The sequence below is a fragment of the Stenotrophomonas sp. 22LJNL06-5-1 genome (assembly GCF_056861455.1).
On sequence record NZ_JBSPUE010000001.1, the window covers coordinates 495511 to 508161 of the forward strand.

The 12651-nt window shown below is 67.5% G+C and carries 16 protein-coding genes; 13 read left to right on the plus strand and 3 right to left on the minus strand.

Annotation, left to right across the window (positions count from 1 at the left end):
- Nucleotides 1–6: 6 nt before the first annotated feature.
- From AC13GF_RS02280 to AC13GF_RS02290, 3 genes are read right to left on the minus strand one after another with little or no spacing between them, the layout of a single operon-like run.
- Nucleotides 7–333 (minus strand): hypothetical protein, encoded by a 327-nt coding sequence (locus AC13GF_RS02280; RefSeq protein WP_049459898.1) that lies wholly within the window; start codon nt 331–333, stop codon nt 7–9.
- Nucleotides 330–1601, minus strand: a complete 1272-nt coding sequence (gene murA / locus AC13GF_RS02285; RefSeq protein ID WP_010483637.1) for a UDP-N-acetylglucosamine 1-carboxyvinyltransferase — start codon at nt 1599–1601, stop codon at nt 330–332. Before murA ends, AC13GF_RS02280 begins: the two co-directional genes overlap by 4 nt.
- Nucleotides 1602–1622: 21 nt before the next feature.
- On the minus strand, nt 1623–1853 hold the full coding sequence (locus tag AC13GF_RS02290; RefSeq protein ID WP_005408396.1) for a BolA family protein: 231 nt from the start codon (nt 1851–1853) through the stop codon (nt 1623–1625).
- Nucleotides 1854–1907: 54 nt separating this feature from the next.
- Between AC13GF_RS02290 and AC13GF_RS02295 the strand changes: the two genes are divergently transcribed.
- The 13 genes from AC13GF_RS02295 (at nt 1908) to ptsP (ending at nt 12483) form a co-directional block, all read left to right on the plus strand.
- A complete protein-coding gene (locus tag AC13GF_RS02295; protein WP_483003067.1) occupies nt 1908–2909 on the plus strand; it encodes a KpsF/GutQ family sugar-phosphate isomerase in 1002 nt (333 codons plus the stop codon).
- Between the two features lie 66 nt (nt 2910–2975).
- Nucleotides 2976–3524 (plus strand): KdsC family phosphatase, encoded by a 549-nt coding sequence (locus AC13GF_RS02300; protein WP_483003069.1) that lies wholly within the window; start codon nt 2976–2978, stop codon nt 3522–3524.
- Nucleotides 3521–4096, plus strand: coding sequence for an LPS export ABC transporter periplasmic protein LptC (gene lptC / locus AC13GF_RS02305; protein WP_126930646.1), 576 nt, complete (start codon nt 3521–3523; stop codon nt 4094–4096). The genes AC13GF_RS02300 and lptC overlap by 4 nt, the downstream gene beginning before the upstream one ends.
- 104 nt (nt 4097–4200) lie before the next feature.
- A complete protein-coding gene (gene lptA / locus AC13GF_RS02310; protein WP_483003070.1) occupies nt 4201–4752 on the plus strand; it encodes a lipopolysaccharide transport periplasmic protein LptA in 552 nt (183 codons plus the stop codon).
- A complete protein-coding gene (gene lptB / locus AC13GF_RS02315; RefSeq protein WP_126928598.1) occupies nt 4752–5471 on the plus strand; it encodes an LPS export ABC transporter ATP-binding protein in 720 nt (239 codons plus the stop codon). Before lptA ends, lptB begins: the two co-directional genes overlap by 1 nt.
- A 39-nt stretch (nt 5472–5510) precedes the next feature.
- Nucleotides 5511–6935, plus strand: a complete 1425-nt coding sequence (locus AC13GF_RS02320; RefSeq protein ID WP_483003072.1) for an RNA polymerase factor sigma-54 — start codon at nt 5511–5513, stop codon at nt 6933–6935.
- A 58-nt stretch (nt 6936–6993) separates the two neighbouring features.
- Complete coding sequence (gene hpf, locus AC13GF_RS02325) at nt 6994–7311, plus strand: ribosome hibernation-promoting factor, HPF/YfiA family (RefSeq protein WP_004147311.1); 318 nt, start codon at nt 6994–6996, stop codon at nt 7309–7311.
- Between the two features lie 21 nt (nt 7312–7332).
- Entirely contained in the window at nt 7333–7785 is a 453-nt protein-coding gene (locus AC13GF_RS02330) for a PTS sugar transporter subunit IIA (RefSeq protein WP_032130191.1), read from the plus strand.
- A complete protein-coding gene (gene hprK / locus AC13GF_RS02335) occupies nt 7782–8732 on the plus strand; it encodes an HPr(Ser) kinase/phosphatase (protein WP_005408388.1) in 951 nt (316 codons plus the stop codon). Before AC13GF_RS02330 ends, hprK begins: the two co-directional genes overlap by 4 nt.
- Before the next feature lie 27 nt (nt 8733–8759).
- Nucleotides 8760–9644, plus strand: coding sequence for an RNase adapter RapZ (gene rapZ / locus AC13GF_RS02340; protein WP_483003074.1), 885 nt, complete (start codon nt 8760–8762; stop codon nt 9642–9644).
- A 412-nt stretch (nt 9645–10056) separates the two neighbouring features.
- Nucleotides 10057–10449, plus strand: coding sequence for a PTS sugar transporter subunit IIA (locus AC13GF_RS02345; RefSeq protein WP_010483657.1), 393 nt, complete (start codon nt 10057–10059; stop codon nt 10447–10449).
- Nucleotides 10442–10711 carry an HPr family phosphocarrier protein gene (locus tag AC13GF_RS02350; protein ID WP_005408385.1) on the plus strand — a complete coding sequence of 90 codons (270 nt, stop codon included), beginning with the start codon at nt 10442–10444 and terminating at the stop codon, nt 10709–10711. Before AC13GF_RS02345 ends, AC13GF_RS02350 begins: the two co-directional genes overlap by 8 nt.
- A gap of 2 nt (nt 10712–10713) precedes the next feature.
- A complete protein-coding gene (gene ptsP / locus AC13GF_RS02355; protein ID WP_483003076.1) occupies nt 10714–12483 on the plus strand; it encodes a phosphoenolpyruvate--protein phosphotransferase in 1770 nt (589 codons plus the stop codon).
- Nucleotides 12484–12651: the final 168 nt, after the last annotated feature.

Below are 12651 nucleotides of genomic sequence, written 5' to 3' on the forward strand. Positions count from 1 at the left end.
GTTTTCTTATTTCTTCGCTTCGGCCGGTTTCTCTTCGGCCGCCTTGAACTCGGTGCGGCAGTCCACGCGGATCTGCTCACCGGTGCTGCGCCAGACGAAGGTGCGGCAATGACGGTTGCCGTCCTGGCTGTCGTTCACTGCGACCGCATAGAACGACTCGATGATTTCATCACGCGAGACCGTGCCATCGCCGTTCCAGTCCATGTCCTTCTGCTCGATGCCCTGGGTGATGGCGATGTTGGCGTACCAGGCATAGCCCAGCCACGCCAGCACGATCAGCACCAGGGCCAGCAGCGCCTTGCGACGCGGGCTGAACTTGCCGCGCAGGATCATGGCACGCGCCGGATGGTGGCGCCGAGCGAAGACAGCTTCTCTTCGATGTTCTCGTAGCCACGATCAAGGTGGTAGATGCGGTCGATGGTGGTATCGCCACTGGCCATGAGGCCAGCCAGGATCAGCGAGGCCGAAGCGCGCAGGTCGGTGGCCATCACCGGTGCACCGCTCAGGTGCTCGCTGCCACGCACGATGGCGGTATGCCCTTCGACCTGGATGTCCGCGCCCAGGCGCAGCAGTTCGTTGACGTGCATGAAACGGTTCTCGAAGATCGTTTCGTTGATGACGCCCACGCCGTCGGCCACGCAGTTGAGCGCCATGAACTGCGCCTGCATGTCGGTCGGGAATGCCGGGTACGGCGCGGTGGTCAGGTTGACCGCCTTCGGCCGCTTGCCCTGCATGTCCAGGGTGATGGTGTCGTCGGTGGTCTCGATCTTCGCACCGGCTTCGACCAGCTTGGACAGCACCGCGTCCATGGTGTTCGGGCGCGCACGGTTGACCGTGACCTTGCCACCGGTCATCGCTGCGGCCACCAGGAAGGTGCCGGTCTCGATGCGGTCGGGCAGCACTTCGTGGCGGCCACCGGACAGGCGCTCGACGCCTTCGATCACCAGGCGGGCGGTGCCCAGGCCTTCGATCTTCGCGCCCAGCGCGATCAGGCAGTGCGCCAGATCGGTCACTTCCGGTTCCATCGCGCAGTTGTCGAGGATGGTGGTGCCTTCAGCCAGCACCGCGCCCATCAGCACGTTCTCGGTGCCGGTGACGCTGACCATGTCGAAGGTGAAGTGGCCACCCTTCAGGCGCTTGGCGGTGGCCTTGATGAAGCCGTTCTCGACCACGATCTCGGCACCCAGCGCCTGCAGGCCCTTGATGTGCTGGTCGACCGGACGCGAACCGATCGCGCAGCCGCCGGGCAGCGACACTTCGGCCGCGCCGAAGCGGGCCAGCAGCGGGCCCAGCACCAGGATCGAGGCGCGCATGGTCTTGACCAGCTCATACGGTGCCACGTGCTGGTTCACCGAACGCGGGTCGACCACGATCGCGCTGCCGCGCGACAGCGTGCCCTGGTCGATGGTGACCTTGGCGCCCAGCTCGCCCAGCAGCTTCACCGTGGTGACCACGTCGTGCAGGTGCGGCACGTTGGTGATCTCCACCGGCGCATCGGCCAGCAGGGTCGCGCAGAGAATGGGGAGGACGGCGTTCTTGGCGCCGGAGATGCTCACTTCACCGTGCAGCGCAGCGCCGCCGGTCACAACGATCTTGGCCATGTATTCGGGATCTTCTGCGGTTCAGCCGGCTTCGGCCGGGGTCACGGTTTTCAGCGCCAGCGCGTGGATCGCGCCGCCCATCAGGTCGCCCAGCGTGGCATACACCATGCGGTGGCGGGCCAGCGGCATCTTGCCGGCAAAGGCCTCGCAGACCACGGTCGCTTCGAAATGCACGCCATCGTCGCCCTGCACGTCGGCGCGGGCGCCGGGCAGGCCGGTTTCGATCAGATTGCGGATGGTGTCGGCGTCCAACGGGCTTTCCTAATAAAATGTGCCTCCATTCTACTTCCGCTGCGTGGCGTCCGCATGGCCGAATCCCTGTTGCCCCCCCGTTCCGTCGACCCTGCCGGCCTGGTCGCCAGCGGCCGCCGCGTCTTCGAGATCGAGCGGCAGGCGCTGGATGCCGTGGCCGACCGCCTTGGCGAGGCCTTCCAGCAGGCCTGCCAGGCGATCCTGGCCAGCCGCGGGCGGGTGGTCGCCACCGGCATGGGCAAGTCCGGCCACATCGCCCGCAAGATCGCCGCCACCCTGGCGTCCACCGGTACGCCGGCGTTCTACGTGCATCCCGGTGAAGCCGGCCACGGCGATCTGGGCATGATCACCGAAGACGACGTGGTGCTGGCCCTGTCCTATTCGGGCGAGTCCGACGAGGTGCTGATGCTGCTGCCGGTGCTCAAGCGCCAGGGCAACGTGTTGATTTCCATGACCGGCCGCCCGCGATCGAGCCTGGCCACCGCCGCCGACATCCACCTGGACGTGAGCGTGCCGGCCGAAGCCTGCCCGCTGGCGCTGGCGCCGACCTCCAGCACCACCGCCTCGCTGGCGATGGGCGATGCGCTGGCCGTGGCCCTGCTTGACGCGCGTGGCTTCACCGCCGATGACTTCGCCCGCTCGCACCCGGCCGGCAGCCTCGGCCGCCGCCTGCTGCTGCACATCACCGACGTCATGCACACCGGCGAGGACCTGCCCAGCGTGGGTGCCGACGCCAGCCTCAGCGAAGCGCTGATGGAGATGAGCCGCAAACGGCTGGGCATGACCGCCGTGGTCGATGCCGCTGGCGTACTGATCGGCCTGTTCACCGACGGCGACCTGCGCCGTGCGCTGGACAGCGCGCTGGACGTGCGCACCGCGAAGATCGCCGATGTGATGACCCGCAACCCGCGCACCATCGGCGCCGACCAGCTGGCGGTGGAGGCGGCGCGACTGATGGAGACCCACAAGATCACCGGCCTGATCGTGGTCGATGGCCAGGGCCGTGCGGTCGGCGCCCTGAACATTCATGACCTGTTGCGGGCCCGGGTGGTTTAACCGACAGTCCGTAGACCCCATTCAGTCTGTAACGCCGCACCTGCCCCCAACGAGCCTGCCGCCCTGATGCCCTGGTCCCCCCTGCCCGCCTTCCCCGCCCACCTGCATGCCGCCGCGGCCCGTATCCGCCTGGCCTGCTTCGACGTGGACGGCACCCTCACCGACGGTCGGCTGTACTACGACAAGGACGGCAACGAGAGCAAGGCGTACTTCGTGCAGGATGGCCTGGGCCTGAAACTGCTGCAGCAGCACGGCATCCACCCCGTGCTGATCACCGCGCGCAACAGCCAGTCCGCGCTCAAGCGCGGCGCCGACCTCGGCATCGACACCCAGATCGCCGTGGGCGACAAGCTGGCCAGCGTGCAGGCGCTGTGCGCGCAGCATGGGATCGGCCTGGAACAGGTGGCGTTCATGGGCGATGACCTGCCCGACCTGGCGCCGCTGGGCGCGGTCGGCCTGGCCGTGGCCCCGGCCAACGCCCATCCGTGGATCGCCGAGCGCGTGCACTGGCAGACCCGCGCCGAGGGTGGGCGTGGCGCCGCGCGCGAGCTGTGCGACATCCTGCTGGCCGCACAGGGGCATGTGGACGCCGTACTGGCGAGGTTCGGCGCATGAACCTGCCGACCCTGAACTGGCGCACCGTGCTCGGCATCGGCCTGCTGCTGGCCGCCCTGCTGAGCAGCTGGGCGGCGCTGCGCAACCGCGACAAGGGGCCAGCCAGTGGCGGCCAGGAAGTGGGCGTGGATTACATCCTGCACGACTTCCAGATCGTCGCCCTGGATGAGCACGGCAAGGAATCGACCACCCTGCGTGCGCCGCTGCTGGAACGCCAGCGCGGTGACCAGACCATCAACATCGCCACGCCGCTGTTCGAGATGCCGGACAAGGATGGCAGGCACTGGACTCTGCGTGCCGAGACCGGCTGGCTCAGCGCCAAGGGCGACGAAATGAAGCTGCGCGGCAATGTCGCCGGCGACAGCCCGGCCGGCCCCGGCGCGGTGCCGACCACCTTCCGCACCGACCATCTGGACGTGTTCCCGAAGGAAAACCGCGCCCGCACCGACGCCCTGGTGACCATGACCCGCCCAGGCATGGAACAGTCCGGCGTCGGCTTCGAAGTGGATTCGAAGAACAACACGTATCATTTCCTCAGCCAGTCCAAGGGCCGCTACACGCCCAAACGCTGATTCCGCCGCCAGCCTGCGACGTCTCCGGACAGGCGCAAGGCCGGCAGCCCCACCCGCCCGCCCCCGGTCCACCCGGGAGGCCCCCACCGGTAGAACGGACCCCGATGAAGATTCCCTTTGCCGCCGTACTCGCGCTTGGTCTTCTTGTCCCCAGCGCCGCCTTCGCCAAGTCCACCGACCGCAACGAAGACATGCACATCGATTCCGGCGCCCAGTCGGGCACGCTCACCGGCGACGGCAAGACCGTGCTGTCGCAGGGCGTGGTCATCACCCAGGGCACGCTGGACCTGCGTTCGTCCGAGGCCGAGATCTACCTCAAGGACGGCGAAGCCGTACGCGCGGTGTTCACCGGCAAGCAGGCCAAGATGAAGCAGCAGCTCGATGACGGCACCTGGATGGATGCCGTGGCCGACCGCATCGACTACGACATCAAGACCGAGATCATCACCCTGACCGGCAACTACAAGGTCACCAGCGCGCGCGGCACCAATGCCGGCCAGCGCATGGTCTACAACACCCGCACCGGCGAAATGAACTCCGGTGGCGACGGCAGCCGCGTGCGCACCGTCATCCCGCCGAAGAACAAGACCCCGGCCGCGCCTGTGGCACAGCCCAAGGCCACCACGCCGGCGCAGCCGGCCGGGAGCAGGAAGTAATGCTCGTCGCCAAGGGCCTGCGCAAGAAGTACAAGCAACGCGAAGTCGTCAAGGACTTCGGGCTGACCCTCGACGCCGGTGAAGTGGTCGGCCTGCTCGGCCCCAACGGCGCCGGCAAGACCACCTGCTTCTACATGATCGTCGGCCTGGTTGCCGCCGATGCCGGCAGCATCGTGCTCGACGGCAAGGACATCACCGGCGACCCGATGTATACCCGCGCCAAGCAGGGTGTGGGCTATCTGCCGCAGGAACCGTCGGTGTTCCGCAAACTGACCGTGGCCGACAACCTCCGGCTGGTGCTGGAACTGCGCGAGGACCTTGATTCGAAGGGCCGCGAGCGCGAATTGAACAGCCTGCTCGACGAACTGCAGCTGGGCCACGTCGCCGACCAGCTCGGCGCCAGCCTGTCCGGTGGTGAACGTCGGCGCTGCGAGATCGCCCGTGCCCTGGCCGCGCAGCCGCGCCTGATCCTGCTCGACGAACCGTTCGCCGGTGTCGACCCGATTTCGGTCGGCGAGATCCAGCGCATCGTCACCCATCTCAAGCAACGTGGCATCGGCGTGCTGATCACCGACCACAACGTGCGCGAGACCTTGGGTATCTGCGACCGCGCGTATATCCTCGCCGAGGGCAGCGTACTGGCCCAGGGTTCGCCGGAAGCGATCCTGGACAACGCCGACGTGCGTCGCGTCTACCTCGGGGATTCCTTCAAGCTGTGAAGCAGTCGCCGGGTCCCTTTCCTTCCTTTCGGCACAGGCATGAAGACTCGGCTGCAGACATCGTTGGGACAGCAACTGGTGCTCACGCCCCAGTTGCAGCAGGCGATCAAGCTGCTGCAGATGTCCACCACCGAGCTGGAGCTGGAAATCGCCCAGGCGGTGGAAAGCAATCCACTGCTGGACTGGGCCGATAGCAGTGACAGCAGCAGCGCCGCCAACGAAGCCGGCGATGGCAACGACAGTGACGCCCCCGCAGAACGCACCGATGCCGGTGACGACTGGGCACCGGCCGAGCTGGACTGGAGCGCGGCCGGCAGCGGCGGCAGCTTCGACGATGACGACGACAACGGCAGCGCTGCCGAGCGCGTAGCCGAAACCGAAACACTGGCCGACCATCTGCTGTGGCAGCTGCATCTGTCGCATCTGTCCTCGCGTGATCGCAGCATCGGTGCCGCACTGATCGATGCACTGGACGATGACGGTTACCTGCGCGAGCCGCTGGCCACCATCGCTGAAACCCTGTTGCCGGCAATCCACGCCGACGAGGACGAGATCCTCGCTGTGCTGCATCGCATCCAGCGTTTCGACCCGGTCGGCGTGGCTGCACGCACGCTCGGCGAATGCCTGCAGCTGCAGCTGGATGTGCTGCCTGCCGACACGCCGGGACTGGCGCTGGCGCGACAGATTGCCGCAGGCCCGCTGGAACGGCTGCCGCGCAGCGGCGTCGCCGGGCTTGCCCACGAGTTGAAGCAGCCGCTGGACGAGGTCGAGACTGCCGTGGCGCTGCTGCGCTCGCTGGACCCGCGCCCGGGCACGCAGATCGCGCCGCTGTCGCAGGACACCTATGTGGTGCCGGACGTGGTGGTGTGGCGGCAGAACGGTGTGTGGCGCGCTGCGCTGGCGGCGCATGCCGGGCCGAAGGTGGTGATCCATCGCGGCTATGAACAGCTGATCCGACGTTGTGGCGACGCCGATGCCGGCTACCTGCGTGCCCAGCTGCAGGAAGCGCGCTGGCTGCTGAAAGGACTGCAGCAGCGTGGCGAGACCCTGCTGCGCGTCGTGCGCAGCCTGATCCTGCAGCAGGCTGGCTTCCTTGAATTCGGCGAACAGGCGCTGCGTCCACTGACCCTGCGCGAGATCGCCGCCGAGCTCGGCCTGCACGAATCCACGGTCTCACGCGCGATCGCCCGCAAGCACGTGCGTACCCCGCGAGGCACCCTGCCGCTGCGCGCCTTCTTCGCCTCAGGCATCGATACCGAGGGCGGTGGCGAGGCGTCCAGTACCGCCATCCAGGCGATGATCCGGCGCCTGATCGACGATGAGAACCCGCGCAAGCCGCTTTCTGACGCCAAGCTGGCTGACCTGCTCAAATCGTCGGGAATTCCAGTAGCGCGACGCACCGTGGCGAAGTATCGTGAAGCCATGAACATTTCCGCCTCGCACGAAAGGGTCAGAATCGCTTGACGCGCCGCCGCGCCCGGCGGAGAGGTTCATTGGCACATCCGAACACAGGAGAAACCCGATGCGCATCGAAACGTTTGGCAAAGATGTCGAAGTCACCCCGGCCCTGCAGTCCTATGTAGAGGAGAAGCTGGCCCGGATCGGCAAACACTTCGACCAGCACTGCGAAGCGCGGGTGACCCTCAAGCTGCAGAAGACCGAACACCACGTCGACGCCAGCCTCAACATTCCCGGCCAGACCCTGCACGCTGAGGCCAATGCCCAGACCATGTATGCCGCGATCGACCTGCTTGCGGACAAGCTTGACCGTCTGGTGATCAAGCACAAGGAGAAAAAACAGCAGCACGCACCGCTGCCGGTGGGCGACAATGGTGGCTGATCGCCACCGTTCCCCGCAGACATGCCCCTGACTGACCTCCTGGCGGCCGTGCAGACCCAGCTCTGCACGGCCACCGACCGCGACAGCGTCCTGCAGGCCGCCGCCGGGTTGCTGGCCTGCCGCCAGGCCAACGCCGAACAGATCTATCTGAACCTGTGCCAGCGCGAAGCGCTGGGCAGCACTGCGATCGGTCACGGCATCGCCATCCCCCACGGCCGCGCGCCAACCCTGGACCGCCCCCGCGGCGCCCTGCTGCGGTTGGCCACCCCGGTCGATTTTGGTGGCGACGAGCCGGTGGACCTGGTGTTCGCCATGGCTGTCCCCGCCCACTACACCCACCAGCACCTGATGCTGCTGTCCGAGCTGGCCGAGCTGTTCTCGGCGCCGGACATCCGCCAGGCCCTGCGCGAAGCGGGCGATGCCCGGGCGCTGCGCGAGGCGCTGGACATGACCCCACCTGCGAGCGCCGCATGAATACCAGCATCACCGCCCGTGAACTGTTCGAACAGCAGCGCGAGCGGCTGGGGCTGCGCTGGGCTGCCGGCAAGTCCGGCGAGAAGCGCGAGCTGGAGGCCGGCAACACGGTCTCGCGGCGCCCCTCGCTGGCCGGCTACCTCAATGCGATCTACCCCAACAAGGTGCAGATCCTGGGTACCGAGGAACTGTCCTGGCTGGATGCGCTGGAACCGCGCCAGCGTTGGGAGACCATCGAAAAGATCATGCAGTCGCACCCGCTGGCGCTGGTGCTGACCCGCAACCAGGCCTGCCCGGAAGACCTGCGCGCCGCCGCGGATGAATCCGGCACGCCGCTGTGGCTGTCGCCCAAGCGCGGCCACGAACTGCTCAACCACCTGTCCTACCACCTGGCGCGTACGCTGGCGCCGCGGGTGATCCTGCATGGCGTGTTCATGGAGATCTACTCGATCGGCGTGCTGATCACCGGTGAGGCCGGGTCGGGCAAGAGCGAGCTGGCGCTGGAGCTGCTCAGCCGCGGCCACCGCCTGGTTGCCGACGATGCCCCCGAATTCACCCAGATCGCGCCCGACGTGCTCGATGGCACCTGCCCCGAACTGCTGCAGGACCTGCTGGAAGTCCGCGGCCTGGGCGTACTGAACGTGCGCGAGATGTTCGGCGACACGGCTGTAAAGAAGAACAAGTACCTTCGGCTGATCGTCCACCTGACCAAGCCGATGACCGAACCCACCCCGCATGGCTACGAGCGCCTGACCGGCGATTCGGGCACCCGCCATGTGCTGGACCTGGATGTACCGCTGATCACCCTGCCGGTGATGCCCGGCCGCAACCTGGCCGTGCTGACCGAGGCGGCCACCCGCCTGCACATCCTGCGCACCAAGGGGATCGACCCGGCGGCCATGTTCATCGCCCGCCACAGCAACCTGCTGGAACGGCGAACGCCCTGATTTCCCTGCCCTTCGAAGAGCCTGTCCATGAGCACCGTCACCCCCTCCGCCCCGACCCTGATCATCGTCAGCGGCCTGTCCGGCTCGGGTAAATCCGTCGCCCTGAAGACCTTCGAGGACCAGGACTACTACTGCTCGGACAACCTGCCGATCCACCTGCTGCCCGACTTCGTGCGCAGCCTGCTGGCCAACCACGACGGCAGCGCACCACGCCGCCTGGCGGTAGGCATCGACGTTCGCGGCCAGGCCGACCTGAGCCAGCTGGGCGACTGGCGGCAGCTGGCCACCGACGCCGGCGTGGAAGTGAAGGTGCTGTTCTTCGAGGCCAGCGACGAGGCCGTGCTCAAGCGCTACGCCGACACCCGTCGCCGCCATCCGTTGAGCCAGCTGGGCCTGTCGCTGCCCGAAGCGATCGCCCGTGAGCGTGAACTGACGGCACCGCTGCGCCGCGAGGCCGATGCGGTGATCGATACCAGCAACCTCAACGTGCATCAGCTGCGGCGGCGGATCATCACCGAGTTCGCGATGGACCATGCCACCGGCCTGTCGCTGCTGTTCGAATCGTTCGCGTACAAGCGTGGCGTGCCGGCCGAGGCGGACTTCGTGTTCGACGCGCGGGTGCTGCCCAATCCGCACTGGGACCCGGACCTGCGCGCGCTCAGCGGCCGCGAACCGGGTGTACGCGACTACCTGGAAGCGCAGCCGGACGTGCAGCGCTACCTGACCCAGCTGATGGATTTCCTCGATACCTGGCTGCCGAAGCTGGGTGATGGCACCCGCAGCTATGTGACCGTGGCGTTCGGCTGCACCGGCGGCAAGCACCGTTCGGTGTTCCTGGCCGAGCGCCTGGCCCGGCATGCCCGCGAGATGGGCTGGGAAGACGTGGCGACGTACCACCGCGAACAGGATTGAGGGGGGGCGGCCGGGCTGCGCCCGGCACCCGCGGGTAGTGCCGGCCGCTGGTCGGCAACAGCAACAGCAGAAGCGGCATTCCGTGGGATGGCGGGGCGGTGTGGGTATGCAGGACACGCCGTGAACCCGTCCCTGGGGGCTCGATGGCGCCATCCATGGCGCCAACGGTCCTGCATACCCACACCGCCCCGCCTCTGACAGATTCCGTGTGCTGTTGGTGGGTGTCGACCTTGGTCGACACGATGGATCCACGCCATGCGTGGATGAATCGCTGTCAGGCATCGAAAAACGGATGGGGTCGGATCTCTTTTTCAACGAAAAAGGGCTCGCCTGCGAGCAACACTGAATACGGGACACAGTGCCCCTCATCTGCTGCTATCGCCGATTCACCTTGACCTGTTAACGTGCAGTAATGACCTGTGGCATTCTCCTAGTAACACATCCCGGGGTCGGGACCGCCCTGCTTGACGTGGCGACCCGGCTCCTGCGGCAATTGCCGCTGAAAACCGAAGCTTTCGAAGTACCGTTCGACGCAGACCTGGACGCTCTTCTCCCGCTTGCCTCGGCCGCTCTGCGGCGGGTCGATGGCGGTGAAGGTGTGCTGATCCTGACCGACCTGTACGGCGCCAGCCCCGCCAACCTTGCCGGGCAGCTGGCCCGGCTGGGGACCCCGGTTCGCCGGGTGTCGGCGCTGAGCCTGCCGATGTTGCTGCGGGTGATGAATTATCCGGAACAGGGACTGGATCAACTGCCCGCCACAGCCGCGGCGGGTACCCGTAATGGAGCGATAGTCGACGATGCTTGAACGAGAACTCACCGTGAGCAACCGCCTGGGCCTGCACGCCCGGGCCACCGCCAAGCTGGTGCAGACCCTGGCGCCGTTCCGCTGCAATGTGACCATGGCCGCCAAGGGCCGTGAGATCAACGCCAAGAGCATCATGGGCGTGATGCTGCTGGCCGCCGGCCAGGGCACCCCGGTCACGGTGCGCATCAACGGCGAGGACGAAGCCGCCGCGATGGAAGCGGTGGTCGGCCTGTTCGAACGCCGCTTCGACGAGGACAGCTGAGCGTGCCACGCGCACGCGCCGGCCAGGTCCCTTCCGGCCAGCGGCCGGTACAGCTGCTGGCCGGGCACGGTGCTGCCCGTGGCGCGGCGATGGGCCGGGCGCGAGTGCGCCTGCCGCATGCGCTGGAAGTGGCCGAGCAGCGCGTCGCCGCCCATCAGGTCGAGGCCGAACTGGCGCGCCTGCACCGTGCGGTGGATGCCGCGCGCACGGAAATGCACGAGCTGCGCCAGCGCCTGCATGGCGCCCTGAACCAGGAAGTGGGCGAGTTCCTCGACCTGCATGCCCTGCTGCTGGACGATCCCGAGCTGTTGTTCGGGCTGGACGAACTGATCCGCAGCGGCCCCTACAGCGCCGGCTACGCACTGCGCCTGCAGCGTGACCGCCTGGCCAAGGTCTTCGATGGCATGGACGATGCCTATCTGAAGAGCCGCATGGACGACCTGGACCATGTGATCGGCCGCATCCACGCCTTCCTGCAGCCCGAACGGCCGCCGGTGATGAAGGGCCTGGCCGGGGAGATCCTGGTCTGCGACAACATCGCCCCGTCCGAGCTGGCGCAGCTGCAGGCACAGGGCGTGGTCGGCATCGTCACCGCCGCCGGCAGCGCGCTGTCGCACAGCGCGATCCTGGCGCGCAGCCTGCACCTGCCCTTGATCGTCAACGTGCCGCAGCTGCTCAGCCGCATCGCCGATGGCGACGTGCTGATCATCGATGGCGCCGACGGCAGCATCACCGCCAACCCGCAGGCCGACAACCTGCGTGACTACCGCGCGCGCCTGAAAGAGCATGCGCGCGAGCAGCGCGAGCTCGGCCGCCTGCGCAGCAAGCCCAGCCGTACCCGCGACCAGGTCGACATCGCCCTGCTGGCCAATGCCGAATCGCTGGAGGACGTCACCCAGGCGCATGCGCTGGGCGCACAGGGACTGGGCCTGTACCGCACCGAATTCCTGTTCCTGCAGCGCAACGAGCTGCCGGACGAAGAAGAACAGTTCCAGACCTACCGCGATGCCGCGTTGGGCATGAGCGGGCGACCGGTCACCATCCGCACGCTCGATCTGGGCGCGGACAAGGCCGATCGCACCGGCCTGACCCTGAGCAATGAAGAGAACCCGGCGCTGGGGCTGCGCGGCGTACGCCTGTCGCTGGCGCGGCCGAAGGTGGCCGACACCCAGCTGCGCGCGATCCTGCGCGCCTCGGCCTACGGCAAGCTGCGCGTGCTGGTGCCGATGGTCAGCACCCGCGAGGAACTGCTGGCGGTGCGCCGGCGCATGCTCAAGCTGACCGAGCAGCTGCGTGGCGAAGGCCACATGGTGTCCGACCATGTGCCGCTGGGGGCGATGATCGAGGTGCCGGCCGCTGCGCTGGCGCTGGAAAGCTTCATCGACCTGGTCGACTTCCTGTCGATCGGCACCAACGACCTGGTGCAGTACCTGCTGGCCGCCGACCGCAACAACGAGGCACTGGGCGAGCTGTATTCGCCGCTGCATCCGGCCGTGCTGCGGCTGCTGCAGATGGTGATCGAGACCGGCGCGCGGCATCGCATTCCGGTGGCGGTCTGCGGTGAGATGGCCGGTGATGCACGGATGACTCCGCTGCTGCTGGCGCTGGGCCTGAGCGAGTTCAGCCTGCACCCCGGCACACTGCTGGAGGTGCGCCGCGCGATCCGCGAGGCCGACCTGGCCACGCTGCGTGCGCGCGCACCGAAGCTGCTGGCCGCACGCGACCGCCGCGCGATCGAGCGCTGGCTGGCGCTGGTGGCCGAAACGGCCTGAGCGCCCAGGGTAGTGCCGGCCGCTGGCCGGCAACCTCACGGGCTTCGATGGGGACGATTGCCGGCCAGCGGCCGGCACTACCACCGCCCGGCGGCTATGCGTTGAAACATCCCCTTGCGATAATGACGCGCTGAACACCCCTGTTGCCGCATCCTTGCCGGGATCGCG